The following is a 6,748-nucleotide window of genomic DNA, read 5'->3' as shown; positions in this document are numbered from 1 at the left end:
AGTAGGCCTCAACGGCTGAAAATTTAAACTGCTCGTCGTACTTCATAAGACCCCTTGAAGTGGAGTCTCACTTCAAGGGGTCACATCACTCCGCGGGAACGACGGTTTTTGGGCCGACGTAAAGCGTCTGCGCCATCAAGGCGCCGGCATCCCCACCAGCTGGATATTCCCCATGAACGGCGCGCCGCCATTGAAGGTGGCGATGAAGGTAATCTCGTCGGCGTCGATCACGCCATTGTCGTCCTCCGCTCGGTAGTAGAGCAGGGCGGCGCTGCCGCTGTGCCCGGCGTGCCTGGCCAGGATCAGGAGGTCGTCGCCGAGCGCCAGCTGGCTGACGTCGAGCGCGCCGTTGAGCGTGCCCAGCGTCTGCTGCAGCAGCGATGGCGCGCTCGAGACCGCCGCCGCGGGGCCGTTCAGCGTCACCTCCACCGCTTCCACGCCGGCGCCGATCATTAGTTGTCCACCGCTGCCGACCATCCAGCTCAGGCCATTGCCGTTGTCGTCGACCGCGTCGCGCAAGTCGCCGGCGAGCCCGATAAAGTCCTTGGCTGGATTGAAATCCAGGATCAGGTCTTCGGCGCCGGCATCGATGCCGGCGTAGACGATCGTTAGCCCCCCACCCTTGCTCAGAACGACGTCGTGGCCGCTTCCCGTGGCGAGGCTTGCCGTGCCGGAGGCGTGGCCGAAAATGGCCCACGGGTCCGCGGCGGTCAGGGTCGTGTTGCCGGACATCGTGCGCATGGCGACGACCGCGAAACCGTCGTTGTCGAAGCCGTTGTTATGGCCGCCTGCAAAAAAGACCTGGCCGGTCGCGAGGTAGCCCGCCGTGGTATCGAAGGTGTCGTTGGTCCAGAACATCGAGTACAGGTTCGAGGCGAGCTGCCCGTTGAGCGAGAGGACATTGTCGCGCAGGCCGAATCCGGGCACGGCAACATGGCCAGGGTCGGTCGGCAGCGGGGCGAATTCCCGGTAGTTCAACAAGGAGAAGCCGTTGGGGTTGGCCAGGCCGGTCTCGCTGCCGGGGGTGTGCGTGACCGGGTCGGGCAAGGATTCGAAGGTCGCGGTGATGACGTCCCCGAGCAGCGATGAATACGAGATCGACTTCACCAGCGACATTGCGGGCGTCGGCGCGGCCAGGGTCAGGGTCCCGGCGGCGCGGTCGATGGTGAAATTGGTCCGGCTGCCGACGTCGCGCAGGATCGTGCTGCCCACCACGCCGTTGGTACTCCACTGCAGCATGAAGTCGTCGTCCGCGGCGCTATCGCCCTGCACGAAGCGCCCGCCGTTCGCCGAGCCGCGCACCAGCGCATATTCATTCTCATCCAGGCCGCTCAGATAGGTGTCGCGCGATACCGGCGCCCCGCCGAACGGGCGGCCGAGGTCGATGACGTCGCCAACGCCGAAATGGTCGACCTTGTCGATGTGGGCGATCGTGTCGCCGTCCTGGAACCGGGGCCGGCCGGCGTCGAACTCGTCGACGCCGTAGACCAGGCGGTCGACGTCGTTGTCCGCGCCCAGGTCGATGGTGTCGCCGCCGCGCCCGCCATACACGACGTCGGCCCCGGCGCCGGCCCGGATCGTGTCGTTGCCGTCGCCGCCGAACAGCCTGTCGGCGCCGGCGGTGCCGTCGATGACGTCGTCGCCGCCATGGCCCCAGACGTACTGGCCGGCCAGGTCCTGGCCGACGCCCGAGCCGATCGCGACCACGATGCCGTTCGGATCGCTGCCGACGTTCCCGCTCGGCGAGCGCACGAGCACGGTGCCCGTCACGCCGCCCTCGGACAGCGGTCCGATCACGGTGTCGACCGGGTCTGCGCCGTTGCCCTCATGGACCAGGAAGGGGATGCCGTCCGCATCCTCGATCAGCACGTCGCCGGGCTTGGTGGCGGTGACGCGCAAGCCATCCACGCCGGCCGAGATCGAGACGGTGGTCTGGACGCCGTCGACGATCACCACGCCGGCCGGATCGATGCCATCGAGGCTGGCGGCGGGCAGGGACAGGCCGTCGGCATCGACGATGCCGCCAACCAGCGCGCCGCTGGCGGCCAGCGCCAGGTCGCCGATGCTCTCGCCCGCCTGCACCACGTAGCGGAAGACGAGGGTATTGCTGCCGTTGCCACCCTGGTAGCTGGCGCTGCCGAAGTTGTTCAGCGCCAGATTGGTGCCGGGGATGGCGCTCACGGTCTTGTCGAACACCAGGTTGAAGGTGATCGCTTCCCCGATGGCCAGGTGGCCGTCGTTCGTGCCGTAGGTGACGGCGGTCAGGGTGGGTGGTTCGGGTTCAGGCTCAGGTTCAGGCTCCGGTTCCGGTTCCGGCTCCGGGGCCGGAGGAAGCGGTGGCTCCGCGGGCGGGAAGGCGAGCCTGACCAGGCTGGCCAGGCCGCCGGTCTTGACCATGTCGATCAGCGCCTGCAGGCCGAAGCCGGGCGGTAGTTCGTCCAGCAATTCGGCCATGCCGCCTTCGCGCAGCAGCTTGAGCATGGCGGCCGGCTCGTCGGCCGCCGCCTGGGCGACGGCGCCCAAGGCTTCGGCCATCAGCGCGGGGTTGGCCGCGCCGCGGCCGCCGTCGAACAGCGCGAGCACGGGATGCTTCGGCGCCAGCGCCTCCATCACCGCCGGATGGTCGCTGACCACGTCGGCGAAGGCCAGCGCCGACGCCACCAGCGCGGCCAGGTCGTCCGCGTCGGCGCCCGGGGTGACGGCGCGCAGCATCACCCGTCCGGCCTCGATCGCGGCGAAACCCTGGTAATCGCTGCCGGTGGCCTCGACCCGCGCCGTGAACAGCGTCGCAGCCTCCAGGCGCAGCGTGGCCAGGGCCAGGTCGCTGCCCTGGGCGCCTTGCAGGATGGCGATCGAGACGTCGGCCAGCGAAGCGTGCCCCTGGCCGACGACGTCGATCCAGTACTGCAGCCATCCGCATCCGGCGCCCGGCTGAACATGGCCTGGTAGATGTCGGCGATGCGCGCGGCGAGCGGCGCCTCGCCGAAGCGGACCAGGGCTTCCTCGGAGCGTGCGAAGGCGGCGGTGACGTCGGCCAGCCGCCCGCCCGCGGCCTCGACCTGCTGCGACCAGAACGCAAGGCCGGCTGGATCGGCGGGGCGGCCATAGAAGGCCAGGTAGAAGGACTGGACGATCGCATCATGCGTGCTGGCGGCGGACGTGTTCATCGTTAGCTCGGGTCGGAAGTGGAGGGGAGTGCTATTCGGCAATATTGGCGCCATGCAATGCGCATTGTCGATAGATTGACCGCGGTCAGGCAAGCAAATTTTTTCAACCTGTTCGCTTGTATCGATTGGTTTCAACGCATTGTGTGAAAAATTGTTTCTCGCGTGCCGTGCGCAGGGTTATCAAGACGATAATAGGTCATCGATCGATTAAAAACGGAGAGAGGTCTATCATGTACAAGTCGAAAGCCATCCTTGCCGTCCTGCTCGCAGCCACTGCGATCGGCGCCGGCGCCCAGACCACCGGCACCACCCAGGGCCAGCCGGCCACCGGCGCGACCTATCGGCCATCGCTCGATGGCCAGCAGACCTCGACCCCGGCGCCGACGATCGACATGCGTCCCATGACCGAGGCTGAGAAATCGACCGGGCGCCAGGAACCGTCGCGCCTGAAGGACATCGATCCAGCCACCCACCCGGCGCCGCAGAACGTGCGTCCGCAGCCGTCGCCGATGCCGCGTCCGCAGGACAGCCAGGCGGTGCCGCCGAGCGCGCGCATCACGCCGACACCGATGCCGACCACTGCGCCGGCCCCGGTCGGCCCGAGCTCGCGTCCGGTCAGCGCCTGCACCGGCGCCACCTGCACCGACGCCAGCGGCGCCACCACGGCCGGCCAGGTCGGCAATGCCAGCGTCAACAGCGAAGGCCGCCTGTGCAACCGCACCGGCAACACGATGCAGTGCTTCTGAAAGCCTGAGCGGCGACATGGTGGTTTCTCATAAAAGTTCGCTACAATGCAGATTGACGTTAACGTAAACGTTAATAAGCAGCACCAGAACTTTTATAAAGGGACATCACCATGCACATCCAGAACAACGTCTTCATCGTCACCGGCGGCGCCTCGGGCCTGGGGGCGGCCACCGCGCACATGCTGGCGGAGGGCGGCGCGAAAGTCGTGATCGCCGACGTCCAGGAAGAGGCCGGCCGCGCGCTGGCGGCTGAACTTGGCGGCCAGTTCGTCCGCTGCGACGTCACCCAGGAAGCGGACGGCAAGGCCGCCGTCGATGCCGCCGTGGCGCTGGGCACCCTGCGCGGCCTGGTCAACTGCGCCGGCGTGGCGCCGGCCGTCAAGACCGTCGGCAAGGACGGCCCGCACCCGCTGGACGTGTTCCAGCGCGCCGTGAACATCAACCTGGTCGGCACCTTCAATATGGCGCGCCTGGCGGCCGAGGCCATGGGCAAGACCGAAGAAGCCGAACACGGCGAGCGCGGCATCATCATCAACACCGCTTCGGTCGCGGCCTACGACGGCCAGATGGGCCAAGCCGCTTATGGGTCATCCAAAGCGGCCGTGGCCGGCCTGACCCTGCCGATGGCGCGCGACCTGGCGCGCAGCGGCATCCGCGTGATGACCATTGCGCCGGGCATCTTCGAGACCCCGATGCTGATGAATATGCCGCAGGAAGTGCGCGATTCGCTGGGCAAGATGGTGCCGTTCCCGCCGCGCTTGGGCATGCCGAAGGAGTATGCCCACCTGGCCAAGGCCATCATCGAGAACGTGATGCTCAATGGCGAGACGATCCGCCTGGACGGCGCGATCCGCATGCAGCCGAAGTAAGAGAAATTCTTGTCCTGAAAGCAAGCCGGCGTGACATGAGGTAGCATGTCCCCGATGTCGGGCGCGTTGCCGCTGTCGTGCGGCGGCGCGCCCGTTTGCTTTTGGGAGAATCGTTTGAAACAACTCAGCACTTTTGCAGCCGCCCTGACTCTGGCCGGAGTCCTTACCCATCCCGTCCTGGCCCAGGATTCACTGCAGGCCGCGCCCGAAGCGGCCAGCGGCTTCCAGGAAAAAACCGGCTGGCCGGCGCAGAAATACATGGTGGCCGCGGCCAATCCGCTGGCGGTGGACGCCGGCTACCAGATCCTGCGCCGCGGCGGCAGCGCGATCGACGCGGCGATCGCCACCCAACTGGTGCTGACCATGGTCGAACCGCAATCGTCGGGCATCGGCGGCGGCGCCTTCATGGTCCACTACGACGGCAAGACTACCCAGGCCTTCGACGGCCGCGAGACCGCGCCGTCCAGGGCCGACGAACACCTGTTCGAACGCCCGGACGGCACGCCGCTGTCGCGCACCGAAGGCGTGGTCGGCGGCCGCTCGGTCGGCGCGCCGGGCGTGCTGCGCATGCTCGAACTGGCGCACCGCCAGCATGGCAAGCTGCCCTGGAAGGCGCTGTTCGAGCCGGCGATCCGGCTGTCGGAGCAGGGCTTCGCGGTCAGCCCGCGTATGCACAAGATGCTGGCCGGCGAGACCCACCTGCGCAAGGATCCGGTGGCAGTCGCCTATTTTTACGACAAGGCGGGGGAGCCCTGGCCGGTCGGTCATGTGCTGAAGAACCCGGCGCTGGCCAGGACGCTGCGCGAGATCGCCGACGGCGGCGCCGACGTGTTCTATACCGGCCGCATCGCGCGCGATATCGCGGAAAAAGTCGCTCGGCACCCGACCAATCCCGGCCTGTTGACGGCGAAGGACATCGCCGACTACCGGCCCAAGGTGCGCACGCCCGTGTGCAGCGACTATCGGCAATACACCGTGTGCGGCATGCCGCCGCCGTCGTCGGGCGGCATCGCCGTGGCCCAGATGCTGGGCATGTTCGAAACGTTTGACATGAAGGCGCTGACGCCGAAGGATGGCGTGCCCGGCTTTGACGCCGTGCACGTGTTCTCCGAAGTGGGACGCCTGGCCTACGCTGACCGCAACCGCTACGCGGCCGACGCCGACTTCGTGCCGTTGCCCGGCCGCGGCATCCCGAGCCTGATCGACAAAGGCTACCTGAAACAGCGCGCCGGCCTGGTCGGCGCCCGCTCGATGGGCGAGGCCAAGGCCGGCACGCCGCCGGGCATGGAAGTGGCCTGGGGCACGGACAATGCGATCGAGACGCCGTCGACCTCGCACCTGTCGGTGGTCGACGCCGAGGGCCGCGGCCTGGCGATGACGACCACCATCGAAGACGCCTTCGGTTCGCGCCAGATGGTCGATGGTTTCATGCTCAACAACCAGCTGACCGATTTTTCGTTCAGCGCGCGTGACGCCGACGGCCCGGTGGCGAACCGGGTCGAGGCCAATAAACGGCCGCGCAGCGCCATGTCGCCGACCATCGTGTTCGAGAAGGATAGCGGCAAGCTGGTGCTCACCGTCGGCTCGCCGGGCGGCCCGGCCATCATCAACTACGTGGCCAAGGTGCTGGTCGGGACCCTGGACTGGGGCCTGAACGTGCAGCAGGCGATCGCGCTGCCCAATTTCGGCAGCCGCAACGGTCCCACCGAGCTGGAACGCGGGCGCTTCCCGCAAGCCACGCAAGACCTGCTGCGCGCGCGCGGCCATGCGATCCGGGTAAGCGACCAGACCTCGGGCCTGCACGGCATCGAGCGGATCCAGGTGCACGGGGTGCCGATGTGGTTCGGCGGCGCCGACCCGCGCCGCGAAGGTATTGCCAAAGGAGACTGAAGTGGGACAGGGAAGCGACAAATCAAGACAATTTGTCGCGATTTCAGTCCCATATTTGCCTCAAGACAATCAGAGT

At 67.3% G+C, this 6,748-nt stretch carries 5 protein-coding genes; 3 read left to right on the top strand and 2 right to left on the bottom strand.

What is annotated here, in order from left to right; all coding sequences use genetic code 11:
• Window positions 1-135 precede the first annotated feature (135 nt).
• Window positions 136-2,712, bottom strand: a complete 2,577-nt coding sequence (locus tag FVD38_RS10540; protein WP_147934773.1) for a calcium-binding protein — start codon at window positions 2,710-2,712, stop codon at window positions 136-138.
• Complete coding sequence (locus FVD38_RS10535) at window positions 2,712-3,167, bottom strand: DUF4214 domain-containing protein (protein ID WP_187271540.1); 456 nt, start codon at window positions 3,165-3,167, stop codon at window positions 2,712-2,714. Before FVD38_RS10535 ends, FVD38_RS10540 begins: the two co-directional genes overlap by 1 nt.
• 230 nt (window positions 3,168-3,397) lie before the next feature.
• Here FVD38_RS10535 and FVD38_RS26450 point away from each other — a divergent pair, with 230 nt between their 5' ends.
• The 3 genes from FVD38_RS26450 (at window position 3,398) to ggt (ending at window position 6,672) form a co-directional block, all read left to right on the top strand.
• Window positions 3,398-3,913: a hypothetical protein gene (locus FVD38_RS26450; RefSeq protein ID WP_187271539.1), complete on the top strand. Its 516-nt coding sequence runs from the start codon at window positions 3,398-3,400 to the stop codon at window positions 3,911-3,913.
• Window positions 3,914-4,023: 110 nt separating this feature from the next.
• On the top strand, window positions 4,024-4,782 hold the full coding sequence (locus FVD38_RS10525) for a 3-hydroxyacyl-CoA dehydrogenase (protein WP_147934771.1): 759 nt from the start codon (window positions 4,024-4,026) through the stop codon (window positions 4,780-4,782).
• A 54-nt stretch (window positions 4,783-4,836) separates the two neighbouring features.
• On the top strand, window positions 4,837-6,672 hold the full coding sequence (gene ggt, locus FVD38_RS10520) for a gamma-glutamyltransferase (protein WP_370660635.1): 1,836 nt from the start codon (window positions 4,837-4,839) through the stop codon (window positions 6,670-6,672).
• The last annotated feature ends 76 nt before the right edge of the window (window positions 6,673-6,748 follow it).

This window comes from Massilia arenae (assembly GCF_008014745.1).
In the GTDB taxonomy this organism is placed as follows: Bacteria; Pseudomonadota; Gammaproteobacteria; order Burkholderiales; family Burkholderiaceae_D; genus Telluria; species Telluria arenae.
The sequence above is the reverse complement of the archived record's forward strand: the minus strand, read 5'-3'. Positions and strand labels throughout refer to the sequence as shown.

Coding starts and splice junctions, on each gene's coding strand:
- FVD38_RS10540 (WP_147934773.1), bottom strand. CDS start 2,712: ATGCTGCGCGCCGTCACCCCGGGCGCCGACGCGGACGACCTGGCCGCG.
- FVD38_RS10535 (WP_187271540.1), bottom strand. CDS start 3,167: ATGAACACGTCCGCCGCCAGCACGCATGATGCGATCGTCCAGTCCTTC.
- FVD38_RS26450 (WP_187271539.1), top strand. CDS start 3,398: ATGTACAAGTCGAAAGCCATCCTTGCCGTCCTGCTCGCAGCCACTGCG.
- FVD38_RS10525 (WP_147934771.1), top strand. CDS start 4,024: ATGCACATCCAGAACAACGTCTTCATCGTCACCGGCGGCGCCTCGGGC.
- ggt (WP_370660635.1), top strand. CDS start 4,837: ATGTCGGGCGCGTTGCCGCTGTCGTGCGGCGGCGCGCCCGTTTGCTTT.